Genomic DNA, 20218 nt, shown 5'->3' with positions numbered 1-20218 from the left:
CTATGATCGGAACATAACATTTTACAGAAGTCGATCGTTCCAGATCACCCCCGTCTCCGGCGACGTATTCGGCGAACCATTGCCTGTTTCTCGTCGAGTGCGTAGTTTTCGTTCGCGTACAGCCAGCGGTGCATCTTCTCGAGCAATCCGCTCATGAGTCCGTAGGCGCCGGAGGTGAGGCAGGCGTACATTCCGCCGCCTAGCGTATGGATGCGCTGGAGAGGGTCGCTTCCTGCCGGGAAGCCGTCCGGACGGGAGCAGTCAGCAGGAGCGGAGTTCGGCGCAGCCGTGGCGCAGCTTGCGGATGCCTGCACCGGGATGCTGACTTCTTCCGGTATCGCAACGCCAAGCTCATACCAATAGCCTTCGTCCGGCTCAACGCCATAGCTGTAGGACATGTACAGCCTCATCTGCGGCATTCCCGTCATTCCTGCACGTAACAGCCAGGCGCTTAGCTCATGGTCTGCCCGCCCCCGGGCATCCGGCCCGAAAGCTCTGCAGGCGACGACGGCAAACGGAGCGATCGAGAGCGTTTCGAGCGCGGCGGACGGCTCCTGCTTTCGCTTCACCGGGAGATATAGCTTCAGGCGTGTAATGCTGCCTTGATACGTCAGAAACTCTTCGACGTAGGCATGATCGCCGAGCTCAAAGGTACTTCGGGGAAGCCATTCGGACAGCAGCCGGTCCCAGGTGGCCACGATGAGCGGCTCGCTCGTTTCCGCGCATTTGCCGACCGCATACAAACCGCCGGGGAATGTTGTGATGCGAAAATCGTCAGGAGCCGCCCGCTTTCCGTCCGCCGGCAAAGGGACCATGACGTCGTAGCCGTGCGGCAGCGTCCTGGACGCCCGCTCGACGTTCGTACCGAACAAGCGGATTCGCTCCATCGGCCATCCGGCTTGTTCGAGCTTCGCGAATACGATACGGAAAGCGTCTTCCTCGATCCCTTGCGATGATGACGCGCAGCGCCGGTATACGGCCACTGGCAGCGGAGGGAAGCGAATGACCGATACGTCGGGATACCTCGCGAAGAGCTCATTATCCGCTGTGTACGTAACGTCCGCCAGCAGATTCACGGCCTCGAAGGAGTAGTACAGGTCGGCATTCCGGTAGGCACCGGGCGTCATGCCCACCACTTTCTTGAACATTTTCGTAAACGCTTGGTACGAATCAAACCCGCAATCCAGCGCAATATCCCACACCGGTTTGCCGGAATGCCGCAAATGCATCGCCGCCATATGAATGCGCCGTTTGCGGATGTATTCTTTAATCGGATGACCGGTAAGCGAATAGAAGGCCCGGTATAAATGCGGGAGCGACACGTACGCTCGACCCGCGATTTGCTGCAGCGCCAAAGGCTCGTCCAGATGCGCTTCAATGTAATCGATCGCTTGCTGAACGGAATGGATATATTTCATGGAACACCCCACTTGCTGCACGGTATTTCATTTTTTTCCAGTGTAGCAGATGTGTGGGCCGGGCAGGTGTATTTTTTTATCAGATTCGATCGTTCCGGGGGAGAATACCGTTTGACACCGTACGGCGGTTTGGATAGAATACTTCGTAACAGAATGACTCTCGATGAAGGAGAAAGTAGTCGGTCGTCGTCAGCAAGCGCAGCGAGCCGGGGATCGTGCAAGCCCGGAGAGGCGGACCGAGCGAAATGGCGCTCCGGAGAGAAGGATGGGAAAAGAGCGGGTTCTCTTTGGGAGAACCAAGTAGGGTGGAACCGCGAGAGCTTCGGCTCCCGTCCCTACGTCTGCCACGGCGGCGGACGTAGGGATCGGGGGCCTTTTTGGCGTAATCGATCGTACGGACGCAGGCCGGATCTCATGCCCCGCGGAGGAGTGATTCGCCATGAATTTTCAGCAAATGACGTTAACCTTGCAGCAGTTTTGGGCTGAACAGAACTGTATCGTCATGCAGCCGTATGACACGGAAAAAGGCGCCGGGACGATGAATCCGATGACGTTCCTGCGCACGATCGGTCCGGAGCCATGGAATGTAGCTTATGTGGAGCCGTCGCGCCGGCCGGTAGACGGACGCTATGGCGCCAATCCGAACCGGCTGTACCAGCACCACCAGTTTCAAGTCGTGATGAAGCCGTCGCCCGGACCGATTCAGGAGCTGTACCTGGAAAGCCTGAACCAGCTCGGCATCGATCCGCGTCGGCACGATATCCGGTTCGTCGAAGACAACTGGGAGGCGCCGACACTCGGCGCTTGGGGACTCGGCTGGGAAGTGTGGCTCGACGGGATGGAGATTACGCAATTCACTTATTTTCAGCAAATCGGAGGAATCGATTGTCGTCCGGTGGCCGTGGAAATTACTTATGGGATGGAACGGCTCGCCTCCTATATTCAAGACAAGGAGAACGTGTTCGATCTCGAATGGGTGCCCGGCGTTACGTATGGGGACGTATTCGGGCAGCCGGAGTTCGAGCATTCCAAATATACGTTCGAGGTGTCCGATCCCGACATGCTGTTCCGGCTGTTCTCGACCTATGAGGCGGAGGCGCTGCGCGCGGTACAGGAGCATCTCGTATTTCCCGCCTATGATTACGTATTGAAATGTTCGCATACGTTCAACCTGCTGGATGCAAGAGGAGCGATCAGCGTTACCGAGCGAACCGGTTATATCGGACGGGTGCGGCATTTGGCCAAGTCTGTCGCTTCCGCCTATTTGCAGGAGCGGGAACGGCTCGGATTTCCTCTATTAAAGGAAGGGGGATGAACCATGCCTAAAGATTTGCTGCTGGAGATCGGCTTGGAGGAGATGCCGGCCCGGTTCGTGCGTGCCGCGATGGAACAGTTGCAAGACAAGACCGAGAAATGGCTGGCGGACAGCCGTCTCTCTTACGGGAAGATCAAGGCGTATGCGACGCCGCGCCGGCTGGCCGTCTCGGTCAAGGACGTCGCCGACAAGCAGTCCGATCTGTATGAGGAAGTGAAGGGACCTGCAAGGCACATTGCGCTGGATGCATCCGGTGAGCTGAGCAAAGCCGCGCTCGGATTTGCCCGGAATCAGGGCGTGCCGCAGGACGCGCTGTTTTTCCGGGAACGGGACGGCGTCGCCTATTTGTACGCACGCAAAATCGGGGAAGGCGAAGTGACGGGGCGGCTGCTGCCGGAAGGGCTTAGCTCACTCATTACATCGCTGACGTTTCCGAAGCAGATGCGATGGGGCGGTCATGATCTTCGCTACATTCGCCCGATTCGCTGGCTCGTTGCGCTTCACGGAGCGGATATCGTCGATTTGGAAATCGCGGGCGTCGCTTCGGGCCGTGCCACCTGCGGACACCGGTTCCTCGGGCAATATGCCGAAGTCGAAGAAGCTTCGCAGTATGCGGATGTGCTGCGAGCGCAGCATGTGATCGCCGATGTCGAGGAACGGCGGCATCGCCTCGTCTCGGGGCTGGAGTCGCTTGCAGCGGAACGCGGCTGGCATATCGACATCAGGGAAGATTTGCTGGAGGAAGTATTGTTTCTGATCGAGACGCCGACGGTGCTGGCCGGCTCGTTCGACCCTGCGTTTCTTCGCATTCCGCAGAAGGCGCTCATTACCTCGATGCGGGAGCATCAAAGGTATTTTCCCGTGCTCGATCAAGCGGGGAAACTGCAGCCGTATTTCGTGACGGTGCGCAACGGAGGCGGGGAATCGCTGGACATCGTAGCCAAAGGAAACGAGAAAGTGCTGCGGGCGCGGCTTTCCGATGCGAAGTTTTTTTACGAGGAAGATCAGAAGCTCTCCATCGCGGATGCGCTGAAGAAGCTGGAGGCGATCGTCTACCACGAGGAACTTGGCTCGATGGCCGATAAGGTGCGGCGCATTCGAATGATTGCGGATCGGCTTGCCGCGCATTTGCTTCTCGATGAAACGGTACGCAAGGATGTCAGCCGCGCCGCGGAGATTTGCAAATTCGATCTCGTGACCCAGATGGTATACGAATTTCCCGAGCTGCAAGGCGTGATGGGGGAGGCGTACGCGCGGCTGGTAGGAGAAACGGATGCGGTCGCCCGTGCCGTCCATGAGCATTACGCGCCGCGCAGCGCGGCCGACCAGCCGCCGGCATCGATCATCGGTGCGGTCGTCGGAATCGCCGATAAAATCGATACGATCGTCGGCTGCTTTTCGATCGGCATCGTGCCGACTGGCTCGCAGGACCCGTACGCGCTTCGCCGTCAGGCGGCGGGGATCGTCGGCACGCTGCTGGCTCACGAGCTGGAGCTGACGCTGCCGGAGCTGTTCCGCATCGCGCTGGATGCCCACGCCAGCCGCGAACATAAGCGGGAGGCCGCCGATGTCGTTCGGGAGATGCAGGAGTTCTTCGCGCTGCGCGTCAAAAACGTACTGGCTGAGCGGGGCATTCGCTACGATATCATCGATGCCGTGCTTGGCGCCGTTACGGACGACGTGCGACGGACGGTGCTGCGCGCCGAGGCGCTAGCGGTGGCGGCGACGGAGGAGGGCAAGGAGCGGTTCCGTCCTGCGCTGGACTGCTTCCACCGCGTCTGCGGCTTGGCGGCCAAGGCGGAAGGGCGGCACGTGGATGCGGGGCTGTTCGCGAGGCCGCCGGAATCGGACCTGTACGATACGTGGCAGGCCGTTCACGACCGATACGACAAGGCCATAGCCGACGCCCGTATGGACGAGGCGCTGGCGGCATTGACTTCGCTGTGCGAACCGGTTAACGCCTTCTTCTCCTCCGTTATGGTCATGTCCGAGGACGAAGCGGTGCGACGCAACCGGCTTGCGCTGCTGGCGAACATCGCGGATGACGTGAAGTCGTTCGTCGATTTCTCGAAGCTGGTCGGCTAGGAGCGGAAATTCACCGAACCGATCTATATTGAATTAAGCGTGTGCATATCAATAAGGGGGAGCTGCCATAGGACGGCTCCCCTTCGTCTTTACCAACCGTCGATTCTCCTGCGGAACGCTCTCGGGCCGACGCCCGTTGTCCTCTTCACAAACCGCGAGAACGAAAAAATATCCTTGAACCCGAGCTCCTCGGTAATATCCGAAATATTAAACTCGCTGTACAGCAGCATTTCCTTCACTTTTTCCATCCGCACCCGATCGATGAACGATTTCAAGCTTTCGCCGGTGTATTGCTTGAACTGCTTGGACAGATGCCCCCGGGTATAGGACAAACGAGTCGCAAGCTCGTCTACGGTCACCGGTCTGCCGTTCGCTTCCCGGATCATGTCGGTTACTTCGCGCACCAGCTTGCTTGCGTCGTCTTCCGTATGGCTGCGCTCGTCCGAGTGAAGGTAGACGAACAGCGCATCGATCAGCGCTTCTACGAACGCTTTCTCGTAGGGCCTCAGGACCGTGCCGGTTACCATCGTTTGGAGCGCTGCGCTGAATTTCTCCGTGAAGGCCGACTTCCGGATGACGCCGCCCGTCCCGCCTGTTCCGATCGGCTCCGTTCCGTTATAGTCGAATTTGAGGCTGATCCAGGCCGTTCCGGGATCGTCGTAGTAAAATTGATGCTCGCGAAAAGGAGGAATCCACAGCACATCACCGGCATGCAGCTCCTCGTTTTCACCGTCCAGCGAATACCGGATGTGCCGGCGCGTTGCGACCTCCACCTGCCAGAAAGGGTGCGAATGCAGGCCGGTTTTACCGGCGTTCTGTCTTACGGTTTTATAAAACGTGAGCAGATTCGTACTCATACACTTGGCCGCCTCCCTGTAGCTCAACCATACCAATAATGATACAAAACGACAAGTAATGAAGCGATTTTGCCATTCGTTTCGTCTGTCGTACGATGATATATTGAATGTGAGAACATAACAGGAAAGGTTGTGTCATGAACCATGGTGCAAATTGGAGTGCTGCTGCCGGTCAGCATGCAAAAAGCTATCTTTTCCGAAACGAGTCGCAAAGAAATGGAAGCGATTGCAGCTGTGCGCTGGAATGAAACGGACGAACAATTGACGGAGGAGCAGGCGTGTCAATTTCTTCAAGGCTGCGAAGTGTCTGTCGGTTCATGGAAAACGCCGAAGCCGAGCAGGGCGATCCTGGAGGCGTGTCCGGAGATTAAGCTATGGGAGCATGCCGCCGGGTCGGTCAAAGCATTTTTTAGCGATGAATTGCAGGGAAAAGACATCATGATCGCTTCCTGCGCTCCGGCGATTGGGCGGACGGTCGCGGAGATGGTGCTCGGCGAGATGATTATCGGCCTGCGCCGCATTATCCCGAACGCGCAGAGCAACCGCACCGAGCGGAGAGCGCCCGTGCCGAACAAGCTGTATTTGGCGGCGGCGACGATCGGAATTATTGGCGCTTCGCAGGTCGGTCGTTACTTTTTGCAGTTGGTTCGTCCGTTCGGTCCGCGCGTACTGCTGTACGATCCGTACATTACGCATGAAGCGGCGGCGGAGCTGGGCGCTGCGAAGGTCGATTCGCTGCTGGAGCTGTGCGCGCAGTGCGACGCCATTACGATGCATACGCCGATGACCGAGAGCACGCGGCATATGATGGGCGCGAAGGAATTTCAGACGATGAAGGACGATGCCGTCTTCATCAATTCCTCGCGCGGCGGGTGCATTGACGAGCAGGCGCTTATCGCCGAGCTGCAAAAAGGCCGGTTGTTCGCTTTTCTCGACGTATCCGATCCGGAACCGGCGGACATGGATAATCCGATCCGTACGCTGCCCAATGTCATCTACACTTCCCATTTGGCTGGAGGACAAAGCTACCATATCGGCAATCAGGTCGTTGAAGATCTCAAAGCTTATTTGAGCGGGCAAAAGCCGAAAATGGTCGTCACCTGGGATATGCTCGACCGGCTTGCCTAATTTCATTTACGGAGGGATGCTCCATGAAACAGATGACAACCTCGCTGTTCCCCAAGTTTTTTCAGAGCTGCAGTGCTGATGAGCTGGCAGAGCTTGCTCAGGAGTGCGGGTTCGAGGCGGTCGATCTCGTGGTGCGCGACGGCTATTGGGTTACGCCGCAGCGTATGGCCGAGGAGGCGCCGGCCTTCATCCGGACGATGCAGCGGCATCATGTGAACGTGACGTTTGCGACGACCGGCTACTCGCCGGAGATGCTGTCCGAGGACGATACGCCATTGCGGGTTATGGCGGACAACGGCATTACAAGCTTCCGCATGTCGTATTTCACGTATCAAGCAGGCGAAGATTTGATGGCGCAGATGGAGCAGGCGCGCATGCAGATGCAGCGCATGGCCGAGCTTTGTGAGAAATTTGGCGTGAAGGCGGTGTACCAGCTGCATCACGGCGACCGCATGCTGATTCAGCATGCGTACGAGGCGCTCGCCCTGGTCAACGGCATGCGTTCCGAATATATTGGCATTATGCTGGACCCCGGCAATCAGTTTCATGAAGGCTCGGACAACTGGAACAAAGCGATTGCCGGATTAGGAAGCTACACTGCCGCCGTGGGCGTGAAGGACGGGGCATACCGGTTTCGTCCCGAGGATGCGGCCGCTCCGAACAAAGGCTGGTCCAAAGTATGGACGCCGTGCCAGGAAGGGGTTACGAACTGGCATGTGATCGTCAAGGCGCTCCGCAAGGCGAATTTTGGCGGTGTATTCAACTTTCAGCCATTTTACCATAGCGCCAGCCTGGACCTGCTGATTCCTGCGTTAAAAGAAGAAGTACGGTATATGACGAAGGTGCTGGAGCAGACGGAGGCCGCCAATGAAGCCGTATGATATAATGGTCAAAGGACTCGAGCTGTTCTATTTGCCGGTGCAAACCCGCGTACCTTTGAAGTTCGGCTCTGAAGTGCTCACGAGCGTAACGTGCGCCAGAGTGTGCGTTCGAACGGAGAACCGGCGCGGAGAACAGGCGCAGGGATGGGGCGAAACGCCGCTCAGCGTGCAGTGGGTATGGCCGAGCGCACTGAGTTACGACGTGCGTGAACGTGCACTCAAACGCATGTGCGAGCTGATCGCCCAAGATTTGGCCGTTTGGCAGGAACAGGGCCATGCGTTCGAGCTGGGCCACGCGTACCAGAAGGAGCGACTTCCGAGGCTGGTCGAGGCGTTCAACGCAGCATCGGGCTTGTCGGAGCCGATCCCGTATTTGGCGGCGCTCGTCTGCTTTTCCCCTTTCGACATCGCTCTGCATGACGCCTACGGCGTTACGAATCAGGTCCCTGTCTACGAGACGTACAATGCCCGTTATATGAACACGGATTTATCCGCTTATTTGGAGCCGGCTGAAGGGTCAACCGTCCGGTTCGACGGGTTGTACCCCGAGCGATTCTTCGCTACACCTCCCGCCAAGGAACTGGTCGCCTGGCATCTGGTCGGCGGCAAAGACCTGCTGTACCGGCATGAGCTGAGCGGTAGCGAAACCGACGACGGGTATCCGTATACGCTGGAGGACTGGATTGAGCGGGACGGCCTGCAATGCTTGAAAGTAAAGCTTGCGGGCAACGACGCAGCTTGGGATTACAACCGGCTCGTGCAGGTCGGCGAGATCGCCATTGCCGGACAAGTGCCGTGGCTGACCGCCGATTTCAACTGCCAGGTGACGGATTGTGCTTACGTGAATGACATCCTCGACCGGTTGCTGCTGGAGCATCCGGCTATTTACAAATCGATATTGTATATCGAGCAGCCGTTTCCATACGATTTGGAAGCGAACCGGCTCGATGTCCGCAGCGTCAGCGCCAGGAAGCCGCTGTTTATGGACGAGAGCGCCCACGACTGGGAGCTCGTGAAGCTTGGAAGAGAGCTCGGCTGGACCGGCGTCGCGCTGAAGACGTGCAAGACGCAGACGGGCGCGCTGCTCAGCCTGTGCTGGGCCAAGGCGCACGGGATGACGCTGATGGTACAAGATTTGACGAATCCGATGCTGGCGCAAATCCCGCATGTGCTGCTCGCGTACTACGCAGGCACGATTATGGGAGTCGAGACGAACGGCATGCAGTTTTACCCTGAAGCTTCCGGGTACGAAGCCCGGGTGCATCCGGGTTTATATCAGAGGCGCCAAGGCAAGGTGCGGCTGCACAGCCTATCCGGCAGCGGATTCGGTTACCGTGCTGCGGAAATGGTGAGGCCGCTTCCGGAGCCCGCAGCTCGCTATTAGACAGCATAAAGGCGGTGATTCCGGTGATACCGGGAAATGGCAAAGTCAACATCGGCATAATCGGAATGGGCAATATGGGGCAGCTGTATTTGGAGCAGCTGTCCCGCATCGATCGCTGCCGGGTCGTATCGGTCTGGAGTCAGAAGGAAGAGAAAGTCAGGAAGCTGTCCGCGGAGCATCAGGTGCAGGGCTATACCGATTATCTCGCTTTATTGGACGCCGGCGACGTGGATGCGGTCATCGTCGCTACGCCGCATTACCAGCATACGCAAATGGCGATCGAAGCGCTGCGCCGAAACATTCACGTCCTCGTGGAAAAGCCGGTTGCCGCGCATACAAAGGACGCGGAACGGATGATTGCCGCTCATGAAGAGCAGAAACGGCATCATCCCGATCTTGTATTCGCCGCCATTTACCAGCAGCGTACGAGCGAGCATTGGCGAATCGTCAAGGAGATGATCGAGAGCGGCAAATTCGGGAAGCTGCTGCGCTATTCGTGGACCAATACGAGCTGGTTCCGGCCGCAGGCGTATTTCAACGTCGGCAATTGGCGGGGGACATGGTCCGGAGAAGGCGGCGGCGTGCTGCTCAATCAATGTGCGCATAATCTGGACATCTTGTGGTGGCTGTTCGGGCTCCCGCAATCGATCACGGCGACGGCGTCGTTCGGCAAGTATCATCATATCGAAGTCGAGGACGAAGTGCAGGCGCTGCTGCAGCACGAAGGGGGACTGGTCGGAAGCTTCATCGCCTCCACCGCCGAATGTCCCGGCACCGATCGGCTCGAAATCGTCGGGGAATACGGCAAGCTTGTTTATGAAGACAAAAAAATTACAATGCGCATCAACGAGCAGTCGGCGCTCGATTATATCCGGCAATCGCAGCAAGCTTTCGGCACGGTGAAAAGCCATGGGGAGGAGCTGGAGTTCACGGGAACGAAGGGGCCGGGGCATGAACGAATACTGGAAGATTTCGTTCAAGCCATTCTTGAACGGAAAGCTCCGCTCGTTCCTGCGGCTGAAGGACTGAACTCGCTCATGATGATTAACGGAATGGTGCTGTCGGCGCTGCGCGAGAGCAGGGTGCTTCTGCCGCTGGACGGCGGCGAATTCGAACGGACGCTCCAAAGCCTGATCGAGCGATCCACTTACAGCAAACCGGCTGCCAATAACGACAATGTCCATGTCGATGTCAAAGATTCGTTTCGTTAACGGAAAGGCAGGACGGGTCCAAGTCATAGCAGGACTACCTTATATAGTGGATGCATTCAAGCATCGCCGCCCCGGACGCGAATAAGCTTGATTGCTTTCGATGAATGGACAACGGGCTGGCGGCGGCCAGTGGCTGCCGCTTCTGTTCAGGCGGCTCTACTTGCTGCGTGCTGCCGCCGATCGAAGTGAAGCAGCTAACGATGCCAGACCCGGATATGGAGCAGGAAAGGGGGGCTGCGCCTTTAATCGCCAAGCGTGACGCCTGCCTGCACGATTCGTTCCCCGGCGATCAGCGCCAGCTCCGCATACAGCCGGGACTTCATGGACGCCAGCTCCGCCGCATCGGGCTTTGCTTCGTCGGAATACATGACGCTGCGATCCGTCCACCATACCGGACCTTTCGGACCCGTTTCGTCCTTTCGTCGCGGAAACAAATGCCAATGCATATGCGCGTCGCCGTTTCCGAGCAGCTCGTAGTTTAATTTGTCGGGCTTGAAGCAGCGATGCACCGCCTCGGCGACAAGGCTCATTTCGATCAGAAAGTTCTCCTTCATTTCCTTCTCGCAATGATACAGTTCGGTCACATGCTCCTTGCACAGAAAGAGCGTATACCCTTTAAAATACTGATGATCCCCGATGACGACAAATCCGGTCGTAAGCTCGGCGACAAAATGGGGGTTCGCGCCTTGATGAATTTGCGCGATTCGACTGCAAATCAGGCAATCGTCTGTCATGGTCATTCCCTCCTCCATGTGAGACATTTCATTCACTACGTCCACTGTAAACCATCGCGCGACGAATCATAATGGATTTATGTCAGTCCGTTATGGAATTATATTCCGCAAAAGCTTTGTAATCGGCCGCCTTACATTTGATTCGACCGAACGTGGAGGTAGGTCCAATGAACGGATTGGGTTTGTCGAAATATAAAGTTTTTTTTAGTTGACAATATCTGACTGAGGAACTATGATGATTATAATCATATGAGCATACGGCAAAGGCTTGAGTCCTGGAGAAAACCTTACCCGTAATCATATCCTTCCATTGTTGTGGTCTGGGTATGTTTACTAGGATAAGGTTTTTTTATCTCTCTGCAACATGTTCACGTTTGCGTAAGCGGTTGCAGCTATGTTTCGGAAGGATTCGATCCTTGGTCATGCAGCAGCGCAATTTGTAAGCGTTTCAGCGTGTTGCGGAAGTTTGGCGCTGCGCGGTAATCGGTCAAACTTCACGGGAGTCTCGCTGGCGATGTTCGTTTTTCCGTACTTGGACATCTTGAAGGTCTCGGCAGCGGCGGTTTTGTAAGCGCAACGATTGTTTCGGAAGCACTTACATTGCCAACGTGTCGAATCGGGGGAAATCTTTACAAATCCTTATCATTTTTCGAACATCGTTTTAACATTCCTCCATTATGATAGGAAAGGTTTCTCGCTTGTCCACTGTTTAATGCCGTAACGGCCGGAGCTTCTGCGCAGGAACAATATCCGGAGGGAACGCTTGAAAGGGGGGATGGAATGACCGGGCATCCTGAAGCCGGGATGAACGGGACGAGATGAGCCGTATTCTCGCATTAATGAAGCAGCATAACACATTCGTACAAAAGGGGAGTAGAAAGATGAGCCATCATTACAAAAAAATGACTGTGGCCATGCTGGCCGGCATGATCGCATTGACAGGATGTTCCTCCGGGAGCAAGCCTGCCGAACCGAACAAAGCGGCGCCGGAAGCCGAACTGAAAGTATCTACCGATCCGGTCACTTTGAAGTTTTACGTTAACGTGACAAGACTTTCGCCAGTAGAATTCCAGACGTTCTTCGTAGATCCTGTCAAGAAGAAGTATCCGAATATTACGCTGGAAAAAATCGAAGGCGATCTCGAGAAGTTGATTGTCGCCGGCGAAGTGCCGGACTTGATCTTCTCCGATAACGACTGGCATATGCCGCTCGCTGCATTGGATCTTCCTGCGGATTTGACCGATCTGGTCTCGAAATTCAAGATGGACCTGAATCAATTTATTCCGGAGACGATCCAGGCGGTCCGCAACCTCGATTCCAAAGGCAAAGAGCTTCAAGGGATTCCGTTCAGCAGAAATACGGGCGCTTTATTCTACAATAAAGACATCTTCGACAAGTTCGGCGTTCCGTATCCGAAGGACGACATGCTCTGGAGCGAAGTGCTGGATTTGGCACGCAAGTTGACGAGACAGGCGGATGGCGTTCAATATATCGGTTGGGATCCTCGCTTCCCTGACCATATCATCAGCCCTTATACGCAGCCGTTCGTCGATCCGAAGACGAACAAGGCGCTTGTAGATATTCCGATGTACCACAAAATTCTTGATCTGTTCCAGGCGAACTACAATATTCCTGGCGTTGTCAACGGCAAATCGTATGCCTATGCAGAAGCGACCTTCATGAAAGAAAAGAGACTGGCTATGGAAGCGGACTGGGTGTCCAAACTGATCAGCCAGCTTCTCGAGGCGGAAGAAACGGGCGGTGCTCCGAACTGGGATATCGTGACGAACCCGACCTTCGAGGATGCCAAAGGGAAGGGACGCCATGCGCTGGCGGATATGATGGTCATTACGAAACCAAGCAAGCATAAGGAACAAGCGATGCAAGTGATTCAGCTCGTAACGTCCAAAGAATCGCAGCTGCTCATCAGTAAGTTTTCGCGGATTCCTGTCCTGAAAGATCCGGATCTTGTCAAAGCGTTCGGAACGGAAAGCCCGCTGTTGAAAGGCAAAAACTTGGCGGCTATTTTCAAATATTCGAATACGCCGACGCCGCCTCCGAACAAATATGACAAAGACGTGCAAACGCTGATTCGTGCAATGCGCGCTGAACTGGCTCTCAATAAAAAGGACATCAACACGGTGCTCAGAGAAACGCAGGATGCAGCCGACAAGAAAATCGCCGAGCTGATGAAGCAGTAAAGTTAGGTGTTCATGTAAAAACAAAAGCTATGAAACACGCACCACTATCCAACCACTGACCCTTGCGGTCGGTGGTTATTTTTTTGGCTCCGTTTCTCGCATAATCGGCAGCGGAGATGGCAGGCTTTTCATTTTCAGCAAGCGCTCAGCTAATCTTTAACATCCATTAAGTTTGTATTCATTTTTAATTCATAATTTCGTTCTATTATATAAAGCGTAGGGTAAATTATCCAAATGAGAGGCGGATTACATATGAACAATAAAAGCAAAAAAGTGATTGCTAGCGCCATTGCGGCGAGCTTTTTGATCGGGGCCGGCTTGATAGGAGCGCATTCGCAAGTACTTGCAGCCGATACGGGGACTAGCGACACGGCGAAGAATAAATCGGAAACAAGCAAGAACAAGTCGGACAAGGAGCGCGGTAAAGGGTTCGATGCTAGAGGACAACGAGGCGGCGGTCCAGGCTTTGGCTTTGCGGGCGGCAACCTAACGAAGGAAACGGCGACGATTCTGGGCGTGGAAGAGAGCGTGGTTCAGAGCGGGCTGAAGGAAGGGAAGACACTTGCGCAAATCGCCGAGGCGAACGGACTGGCGTTGGATGCTTTCGTGCAGAAGCTGGTGGACGCACAGACGAAAGCGATCGACGAGCAGGTAGCAGCAGGAAAGCTGAAGCAGGAGATGGCCGATAAGCTGAAATCGGGTCTTGCGGATCGGATCAAGAAATCGGTGGAGAGCAAAGGCTTCGGCGGTCCGGGAGCGCGTCCTCAAGGTCCAGGCCAAGGTCAGGGATTCGGCTTTGCGGGCGGCAACCTAACGAAGGAAACGGCGACGATTCTGGGCGTGGAAGAGAGCGTGGTTCAGAGTGGGCTGAAGGAAGGGAAGACGCTGGCGCAAATCGCCGAGGCGAACGGACTGGCGCTGGACGCTTATGTACAGAAGCTGGTTGACGCGCAGACGAAAGCGATCGACGAGCAGGTAGCAGCAGGGAAGCTGAAGCAGGAAATGGCCGATAAGCTGAAATCGGGCCTTGCGGATCGGATCAAGAAATCGGTAGAGAGCAAAGGCTTCGGCGGTCCGGGAACACGCCCACAAGGTCACGGTCAAGGTCCAAGCTTTGGCTTTGCGGGCGGCAATCTGACGAAGGAAACGGCGACGATTCTGGGCGTGGAAGAGAGCGTGGTTCAGAGCGGGCTGAAGGAAGGGAAGACGCTGGCGCAAATCGCCGAGGCGAACGGACTGGCGCTGGACGCTTATGTACAGAAGCTGGTGGACGCGCAGACGAAAGCGATCGACGAGCAGGTAGCAGCAGGAAAGCTGAAGCAGGAAATGGCCGATAAGCTGAAATCGGGTCTTGCGGAAGGCATTAAGAAAAGAGTTCAAAGCGCGCTTCGCGACGGAGGACATGACAAGCGGCACGAGGCATGGGCGGCTCCGGGCGAGTTGGCGCAAAAGCTGGGAATGACGACAGAAGAGCTGATGAAGCAGTTGCAAGCGGGCAAGTCGATTGCCGACCTCGCCAAGGAAAAAGGAATCACGCTTGATGCTGCGGAATTGAAAGTGAAAAAGAATCACAAAAGTAAAGAAGAGCAGAAGCAAGAAGCTTCTTCTCAAGCAGCCGCCAATTAATTGTGGCGCAGCGCATGCTGCACAGTGACAGAAAGACGGTATCCAACTGTGGATGCCGTCTTTCGCTGTACCGTTAGATGGATAGATTGAATCCAGCAGGATAAAACATCACGCTTCTATTCGTTCCTGTGATACGATAAAGAGTATGTGAAAGCTAGGAGGGCAGAGATGAGCGAAATGACCATACGAAAGGCGCAGTTATCGGATGCTTTGCCGCTATGCGGCTTGTCCGAACAGCTGGGATATCCCGCAGAGGAGCGGCTAATGCGCGAGCGGCTCTCCCGGATTATGCAAGATACCGATCATGCGGTATTCGTGATGGAGCATGAAACCTATGGTGTCGTCGGTTGGGTGCATGTCCATGGCCGACATTTGCTCGAGAGCGATCCGTTCGCGGAGATCGGCGGGCTGGTCGTAGATCAGCGCTGTCAGCGCATGGGAATCGGCAAGCAGCTGATGCGGTCCTGCGAGCAGTGGGCGCGTGAAGCCGGTTATGGCATCGTGCGGGTGCGGTCCGGCGCGCAGCGAACGGATGCGCATGCGTTTTACAAAGGGATCGGTTACGAGCATGTGAAAGCCCAGCAAGTGTTCAATTTGAACTTGAACGCGAACCGGTAGAGTCCGCCTGCGGCTTGAGCGATCCGGTCCGCAAGTCCATCCATGAGAGAGGCCGTTCCTTCTTGGCAAGGAACGGCCTGTTGAATATAACGAATACATCTGCATCAACCCAAAAAGGTCCTTTTCCTATCGCAGCAGGAGGGGATCAAGCGTATGCAATCAAGGCCGCCCGCGCAATATCCGGGGCGGCCTGATCAACATGCCGGACCGGCGTCGCTTATCAGGCGAGCGTGCTCAGCGCAGACGCTTCGACTTCGCCGGTGAGCGGCTGGCCGGATGCAAACTGCCGGACTTCCGTGACCGCGAAACGTCCGAGCCGGCGCAAACCGTTCGTCACGGCTCCGGCAATATGCGGCGTCAGCACGCAGTTGGGCAGCGAGCGGAACGGGTGGTCCGGCGCAGGCGGCTCCGGATCGGTGACGTCCAGGCAAGCGAACAGCCTGCCGCTTTGCAATTCGGGAATGAGGGCACTTTCGTCGATGATGGATCCGCGGGCCGTATTGATCAGAATGGCGCCGTCCTTCATCAGGGCGAGCCGATCCTTGTTGATCATTTTGTTCGTGGAGGGCAGCGACGGCGCATGAATCGAGACGACATCGGAGGCGGCCAGCATCTCCTCAAGGCTGCACAGCGTAACGCCGAGCTGCTCCGCTTCAGCAGCGCTCAGGAACGGATCATGTACGAGCACCTGCACGTCGAACAGCTTCAGCAGCTGAATGTAGTGCCGCCCGGCTTTGCCCGCGCCGAGCACGCCGATGCGCACGCCGACCATTTCCCTTACGCGATCGCGGCCTTCCTTCCATCCGCCGGCGTGGGTGGCGCGGTTCAAGGTCCACATGTTTTTCAGTGCGGTGATCGTGAACCCGAGGGCGGTTTCCGCGACGCCTTGGCCAAGCGGCCCGTTACCGCTGGAAACCCGGATGCCTCGCGCCCACACGTCCGGTGAAGCGATGCCTTTGATCGTCCCGGCGGCATGCACAATCAGTTTCAGTTCCGGCGCCCGGTCGAGCACATCGGCGGTGAGCGAAGGGCAGCCCCACGACGTGATCGCGATGTCGGCGCCTTGAATCACTTCCATGACCTGTTCCTTGGAAGGGTCGCCTTCCGTGGCGTTGCAGACGACCGCGCCGAACGTTTCCAGCTCGGCGATATGCTCTTGGGAGAACACGGCATGCTGTCTTGCGGCTGAGGGTAGTATCGCAATTTTCATTGTTATTCCTCCAGTAATTTATGAAATGGGTGAACGGGCGTGCGCCTTGCATCTTGTGAAAATTATACAAGCGGCGTAAAGCGCATACAATCGATTTGGCTGACGAAAAAATGACCAAAAAAGAGTTCTTGCGGGCGTAGGTAAGTACGGGCCGGAATGTATTCATTTTTTGGCAATTCATCGAGTTGTCCGACGGAAATCTGTAGTTTACAATAGCACTGTCTGGTGAAATTTGTTAGTTTGGTCTTGGAATCGACAGTACCGGAAACGAAAGGGAGCGAACGCAATGGACTTGGCTTTGAGCATGTGGAGCGTGCACCGGACAGCGAAGGAGAAGGGATGGCGCGCGACCGACTTCCTGCGGTTTTGCGAAGCGGAAGGCTACCGGAAGGTAGAGCTGCTTGCCCATTTTTGGCAGGATGCGGCGAGCGAGCTGGAGGAAACGGCGGCCTGCGCGAAGCAATGCGGCATTACCGTCGTCAGCTACGCCGTCAGCAACAATTTCGTAAGCCAGGATCCGGAAGCGCGCCGGAAAGCGCTGCTGCAGATTACGGAAGCGTTTCCTGTTGCGCAGCAGTTAGGAACTCGTACGATACGCGTTTTTTCCGGAAATTTGCTGGACGGCATCGATTATGGCGACGCGCTGCAGTGGATCGTGGATGGACTCGGCGCTGCCGCCAAGGAGGCGGAAGCGGCGGGTATGTCGCTGTGCCTTGAGAATCACGGCAAGCTGGCGGGCAGAGGCGAGCAGGTCCGCCATATCATTGAAGCCGTCGGATCGCCCGCGCTCCAATCTACGCTGGACGTCGGCAACTTCCTGCTCGTTGACGAGGACCCGGTTCACGCTGCCCGGTTGCTGCTGCCGTACATCGGCCACGTTCATGTGAAGGACTTCAAGAAAAGCGACGGCGGCCGGTACAAATCGCTCGGGAACCAAGCGTTCGACGGCGTGCCGGCCGGTGGCGGAGATGTCGATATTCCGGCCATTCTCGATCTGCTCAGGAAGTCGGGCTATGACGGGGCCTATGTGCTGGAATACGAAGGGCAAGGCGTGGAAGCGGACGGGATTCGCGAAAGCTACCACAATATGAAATTACTTTAGGAGGCAGGCATACAGATGGGCGACAAATTAAAAATCGGCGTGATTGGCGTCGGCTCGATTTCCGAGCATCATATCAAATCGTATTTGAACAACAAGGAGGTCGTGCTGCACGCGTTTTGCGACAGTAACGAAGCGCGCGTCAAGCAAAAGGCGGAGAAGCACGGCGTCCCGAATACGTATACGGACTACCGCGATCTGTTAGCCGATCCGGAGATCGACGCCGTCAGCATCTGCACGTGGAATAATTCCCATGCGCCGATCAGCATCGCCGCACTCGATGCGGGCAAGCATGTGCTCGTCGAGAAGCCGCTGTGCAAAACCGTCGAGGAAGCGTATCAGGTGCAGGAAGCGGTCAAGCGTTCCGGCAAAGTGCTTCAGGTCGGATTCGTGCGCCGTTTCGGCACGAATACCGAGGTGCTGAAGACGTTCCTCGACAACGGGGATCTGGGCGAAATTTATTATGCGAAAGCAACCTGCATCCGCCGTCTGGGCAACCCGGGAGGCTGGTTCTCCGACGTCGAGCGTTCCGGCGGAGGACCGCTGATCGACCTTGGCGTTCATTTTATCGACTTGTGCTGGTATTTGATGGGCAAGCCGAAAGTAAAAACGATCAGCGGAAGCACGTTCAAGCGTCTCGGCAACCGGTCGAACGTACGGAACCTGAACTTCTACAAAGCGTCCGACTATAACGCGGAGCATAACGATGTCGAGGATTTGGCTTCCGCGTTCATCCGCTTTGAGAACGGGGCTACGCTGACGGTGGACGTGAGCTTTACGCTCCATGCCAAGAAGGACGAGGTGTCGGTCAAGCTGTACGGGGATAAAGGCGGCGCAGAAGTGGAACCGGAGTTCTCGATCGTCTCGGAAAAGCATAACACGATCTTGAACATCACGCCGCAGATCAACCAGGTCGGTTTCGATTTCGCGCGCGGCTTTCAGGAGGAGATCAACGGCTTCGTCAGCGCCTGCTTCGGCCGGACGGAGACGAGAAGCCCTGTCGAGGACGGCATCGAAGTGATGAAAATGCTGTGCGGCATTTACGAGTCGGCCCGCTTGGGACGCGAAGTGGAGCTGTAGGCTCCAGTATAAAGGCGGTATCGGACCTAGGGTCCGAACCGCCTTTATCTCGTTAAGCGTATGTATATCGGTCGATCTTGTGCATGGAAACGTCGCAGCCGGTTCCGGGTCTGCCCGACAGCCGGATCGCGCCGTCCTGCAAATCCGGGAAGCTTTCGACGGGATCGTCAGCAAGGAAGAAGGGCCCGTTCAGGTCGACCGGCGTGCGGATCTGCAAATGGTGGAACAACTGGGCCGAGGCCGATAGGCCGAGTCTGGACTCCGTCAAGCCGCCTCCGAGCAGGCCAAGGCCGGATGCTTTGGCGATTTCACCGCACAGTTTGGCGCCGGACAGTCCGCCCATCTTCGTCACCTTCACGACGATCATATCGCATGCTTCGAGCCGGATCGCCTGCAGCGTATCTCCGGGGGACCAGACGCTTTCGTCCAGCGCGATCGGGACGCCGATCTTTCTGCGCAGCTCGGCGTGGCCGAGCAGGTTGCCCGCTGCCAGCGGCTGCTCAAATACGTCGACGCCTAGACGTTCCAGCGCCTTGCCGGTCCGAACGGCGGCAGGCAGGTCGTACGCCTGATTGGCGTCCACCCGGAAGAACAGGCCTGGCGCATGCTGTTTGACTGCTTCGAGGATCTCCATGTCTTTGGCCGGGTTCAGGCCGATTTTGACATCGACGCCGAGATAGCCCTGCTCCTTGGCGGCCATCGCATGAGCGGCCGCTTCATCGGGGCTTGCGGTGCTGATCAAATAAGACAGGTTCACGGCGCCTTGCCCTGAAGAAAGCCACAGCCCCGCAAGCGGAACCTGCCGGCGCCTGGCGATCAAATCATGCAGCGCCATATCGACGGCGGCTTTGGCGATCGGCTGTCCTGCGCTCTGACCGCCGGCGATATGCCGGTTCATTTGCGCCGTAAGCCCTTGCACGTCTTCGGCCGGCTGGCCGAGGAGCAGCGGCTTGATATAGTGCCGAAGCGTCGATACGACGCTCTCGAGCGTTTCGTAGCTCCACCGGTGACTGGGCCGGCATTCGCCCCAGCCGACATGGCCGGCCTCATCCGTCAGCTTGACATAGACGTGCGGGGCGCCGGATGAAGGGTCGCCGACCTTGCCGCCCGATATGGCAAAGCTTTGCTTCATCGGCAGCCGCAGCGGATATACATCAACGTCTTTAATGATCATCGGTCGTCCTCCTGATTGTTCTAAACATGAATTCATCTTCAACGAGCCGGCTTCGGCTAGAAGCTTTCTGCACGCGAAGCGGTTTGCCACGCGCAAACCCTCGGGTCTGCTGCTGTGAAGCACTCCGATAAGGAGCTTTTCTTAATTCTAGTATAGCTTCTCTGAAAATGTCATCCTTGTCATTAATATGTCTTTAA

At 56.5% G+C, this 20218-nt stretch carries 16 protein-coding genes; 11 read left to right on the top strand and 5 right to left on the bottom strand.

Annotated elements, in window-relative coordinates:
* Window positions 1–44: 44 nt before the first annotated feature.
* The gene (locus KXG62_RS11085; protein ID WP_218092014.1) at window positions 45–1418 is read right to left on the bottom strand and encodes an AraC family transcriptional regulator; all 1374 of its coding nucleotides are present in this window, start codon (window positions 1416–1418) and stop codon (window positions 45–47) included.
* A 439-nt stretch (window positions 1419–1857) separates the two neighbouring features.
* Between KXG62_RS11085 and glyQ the strand changes: the two genes are divergently transcribed.
* Both glyQ and glyS read left to right on the top strand, forming a co-directional pair.
* Window positions 1858–2733 (top strand): glycine--tRNA ligase subunit alpha, encoded by an 876-nt coding sequence (glyQ, locus tag KXG62_RS11080; protein ID WP_218092013.1) that lies wholly within the window; start codon window positions 1858–1860, stop codon window positions 2731–2733.
* Between the two features lie 3 nt (window positions 2734–2736).
* Entirely contained in the window at window positions 2737–4818 is a 2082-nt protein-coding gene (glyS, locus tag KXG62_RS11075; protein ID WP_218092012.1) for a glycine--tRNA ligase subunit beta, read from the top strand.
* An 89-nt stretch (window positions 4819–4907) separates the two neighbouring features.
* On the opposite strand, the gene KXG62_RS11070 is transcribed toward glyS, so the two are convergent.
* The gene (locus tag KXG62_RS11070; RefSeq protein ID WP_218092011.1) at window positions 4908–5675 is read right to left on the bottom strand and encodes a helix-turn-helix transcriptional regulator; all 768 of its coding nucleotides are present in this window, start codon (window positions 5673–5675) and stop codon (window positions 4908–4910) included.
* 144 nt (window positions 5676–5819) lie between these two features.
* Here KXG62_RS11070 and KXG62_RS11065 point away from each other — a divergent pair, with 144 nt between their 5' ends.
* From KXG62_RS11065 to KXG62_RS11050, 4 genes are read left to right on the top strand one after another with little or no spacing between them, the layout of a single operon-like run.
* Complete coding sequence (locus tag KXG62_RS11065; RefSeq protein WP_218092010.1) at window positions 5820–6803, top strand: hydroxyacid dehydrogenase; 984 nt, start codon at window positions 5820–5822, stop codon at window positions 6801–6803.
* Window positions 6804–6826: 23 nt separating this feature from the next.
* A complete protein-coding gene (locus KXG62_RS11060; protein WP_218092009.1) occupies window positions 6827–7684 on the top strand; it encodes a sugar phosphate isomerase/epimerase family protein in 858 nt (285 codons plus the stop codon).
* Window positions 7671–9068 carry an enolase C-terminal domain-like protein gene (locus KXG62_RS11055; RefSeq protein WP_218092008.1) on the top strand — a complete coding sequence of 466 codons (1398 nt, stop codon included), beginning with the start codon at window positions 7671–7673 and terminating at the stop codon, window positions 9066–9068. The genes KXG62_RS11060 and KXG62_RS11055 overlap by 14 nt, the downstream gene beginning before the upstream one ends.
* A 23-nt stretch (window positions 9069–9091) precedes the next feature.
* Window positions 9092–10279, top strand: coding sequence for a Gfo/Idh/MocA family protein (locus KXG62_RS11050; RefSeq protein ID WP_218092007.1), 1188 nt, complete (start codon window positions 9092–9094; stop codon window positions 10277–10279).
* A gap of 242 nt (window positions 10280–10521) precedes the next feature.
* On the opposite strand, the gene KXG62_RS11045 is transcribed toward KXG62_RS11050, so the two are convergent.
* Window positions 10522–11013 (bottom strand): HIT family protein, encoded by a 492-nt coding sequence (locus tag KXG62_RS11045; RefSeq protein WP_218092006.1) that lies wholly within the window; start codon window positions 11011–11013, stop codon window positions 10522–10524.
* Window positions 11014–11894: 881 nt separating this feature from the next.
* Between KXG62_RS11045 and KXG62_RS11040 the strand changes: the two genes are divergently transcribed.
* From KXG62_RS11040 to KXG62_RS11030, 3 genes are all read left to right on the top strand, one after another.
* Window positions 11895–13214 carry an ABC transporter substrate-binding protein gene (locus KXG62_RS11040; RefSeq protein WP_218092005.1) on the top strand — a complete coding sequence of 440 codons (1320 nt, stop codon included), beginning with the start codon at window positions 11895–11897 and terminating at the stop codon, window positions 13212–13214.
* A gap of 252 nt (window positions 13215–13466) precedes the next feature.
* Window positions 13467–14840, top strand: coding sequence for a hypothetical protein (locus KXG62_RS11035; RefSeq protein ID WP_218092004.1), 1374 nt, complete (start codon window positions 13467–13469; stop codon window positions 14838–14840).
* A 168-nt stretch (window positions 14841–15008) separates the two neighbouring features.
* Entirely contained in the window at window positions 15009–15458 is a 450-nt protein-coding gene (locus KXG62_RS11030; protein WP_246627392.1) for a GNAT family N-acetyltransferase, read from the top strand.
* 220 nt (window positions 15459–15678) lie between these two features.
* Here the strand turns inward: KXG62_RS11030 and KXG62_RS11025 are convergent, their stop codons facing one another.
* Window positions 15679–16668 (bottom strand): hydroxyacid dehydrogenase, encoded by a 990-nt coding sequence (locus KXG62_RS11025; RefSeq protein ID WP_218092003.1) that lies wholly within the window; start codon window positions 16666–16668, stop codon window positions 15679–15681.
* A 286-nt stretch (window positions 16669–16954) separates the two neighbouring features.
* Between KXG62_RS11025 and KXG62_RS11020 the strand changes: the two genes are divergently transcribed.
* Window positions 16955–17770 carry a sugar phosphate isomerase/epimerase family protein gene (locus KXG62_RS11020; protein WP_218092002.1) on the top strand — a complete coding sequence of 272 codons (816 nt, stop codon included), beginning with the start codon at window positions 16955–16957 and terminating at the stop codon, window positions 17768–17770.
* Window positions 17771–17785: 15 nt separating this feature from the next.
* The gene (locus tag KXG62_RS11015; RefSeq protein WP_218092001.1) at window positions 17786–18847 is read left to right on the top strand and encodes a Gfo/Idh/MocA family protein; all 1062 of its coding nucleotides are present in this window, start codon (window positions 17786–17788) and stop codon (window positions 18845–18847) included.
* Window positions 18848–18899: 52 nt separating this feature from the next.
* Here the strand turns inward: KXG62_RS11015 and KXG62_RS11010 are convergent, their stop codons facing one another.
* The gene (locus tag KXG62_RS11010; protein ID WP_218092000.1) at window positions 18900–20021 is read right to left on the bottom strand and encodes a mandelate racemase/muconate lactonizing enzyme family protein; all 1122 of its coding nucleotides are present in this window, start codon (window positions 20019–20021) and stop codon (window positions 18900–18902) included.
* Window positions 20022–20218: the final 197 nt, after the last annotated feature.

The sequence above is a fragment of the Paenibacillus solanacearum genome (genome assembly GCF_910593845.1).
GTDB lineage: Bacteria > Bacillota > Bacilli > Paenibacillales > NBRC-103111 > Paenibacillus_G > Paenibacillus_G solanacearum.
The sequence above is the reverse complement of the archived record's forward strand: the minus strand, read 5'-3'. Positions and strand labels throughout refer to the sequence as shown.